Source organism: Paraburkholderia sp. SIMBA_054 (genome assembly GCF_046534875.1).
In the GTDB taxonomy this organism is placed as follows: Bacteria; Pseudomonadota; Gammaproteobacteria; order Burkholderiales; family Burkholderiaceae; genus Paraburkholderia; species Paraburkholderia hospita.
On sequence record NZ_JAWRXV010000434.1, the window covers coordinates 1 to 327 of the forward strand.

At 59.3% G+C, this 327-nt stretch carries 1 protein-coding gene; it reads left to right on the forward strand.

Going from position 1 to position 327, the window contains the following annotated elements:
- Positions 1-75: 75 nt before the first annotated feature.
- A partial coding sequence (locus SB822_RS55790; protein WP_410858938.1) for a DUF6708 domain-containing protein occupies positions 76-327 on the forward strand: 252 nt, incomplete at its 3' end.

The following is a 327-nucleotide window of genomic DNA, read 5'->3' on the forward strand; positions in this document are numbered from 1 at the left end:
GTGGCCATACAGGGCGCTGTGGAGGTGAACCCGGCTATGGTCAGGAACGGTGAGCAGGGCGCCTTCAGCATTGGGATGTGGGTCCTTGCGCTGGTGGGAGTGCTCTGCTGTGCGTTCACGGTAGTGCTTCTCCTGCGCGATTGCTTCAACTACCGGCACAAATCTGTGCGGTTCAACCGTAAGACTCGCACGGTGTATGCGTTTCGGCACAACGGCCCGTGCGGTGTCATCGCCGTTCGATGGGATAAGGCATTCTTCTTTGTACACCGGCTGCCCTCCAACGCCACGTTTGGCGGAGCGCCCACTCTGATGCGCTGTTTCGTTCTT